Raw genomic sequence first — 600 nt, forward strand, 5'->3', positions numbered from 1 at the left:
TTCATCAAAGTCTCTGCTATTTAAGCATAGGTAAAAAGCATATATATTTTGCCAGAAGTGTTCGGAGTCAGTTTCATAGGGCAGAGGACAGGACAGCCACTTCTTAGCTAGCTTATCCTTATTCGTTTAGCACATACAAGCAGTTCAAGTGATGGCTCAAAGGTAATAGCATTTATCGCTATTGAGGGTATTTCAATTCAAAATACTGCAAACAAGTGTTTGCTTGCGGTGCCGCTCAAAAGGATGGCGAGAGATAATAAGCTTCGAAGAAGCCTTTGGCGGCGCGAAAGGGTTCAGTTGAAAAGTTAAGGTGCTTGTTAGCCGCAGCCACTCAGTTTGTCACAAGCATGATGGCCTTTACTCCAATAGTGGCCGCTACGCGCACAATGTTGAGTGAGGTGCTCCCAGCTGCCGGCCGCACAGCCAAAGCAGCGGCTGAAATCTTTCACCAAATATACCCATGATTCTTCAGCGATGCCCAGTGCATCCAGCAGTTTGGGTCGGTGTTTGGGAATATGGCCTTTCTTATCATCTCTGATGGCTCTGCCGGTCCAATCCACTAAATCAAAATACTCTTCTAGATAAAAGGGTAAACAAGGC

At 45.5% G+C, this 600-nt stretch carries 1 pseudogene; it reads right to left on the minus strand.

The features are described 5' to 3' along the window. Positions 1–317: 317 nt before the first annotated feature. A pseudogene (locus D1Z90_RS21440) lies at positions 318–600 on the minus strand (alpha-amylase family glycosyl hydrolase); the annotation flags it as partial.

The sequence above is a fragment of the Motilimonas pumila genome, assembly GCF_003596335.1.
Lineage (GTDB): Bacteria > Pseudomonadota > Gammaproteobacteria > Enterobacterales > CBDFNC01 > Motilimonas > Motilimonas pumila.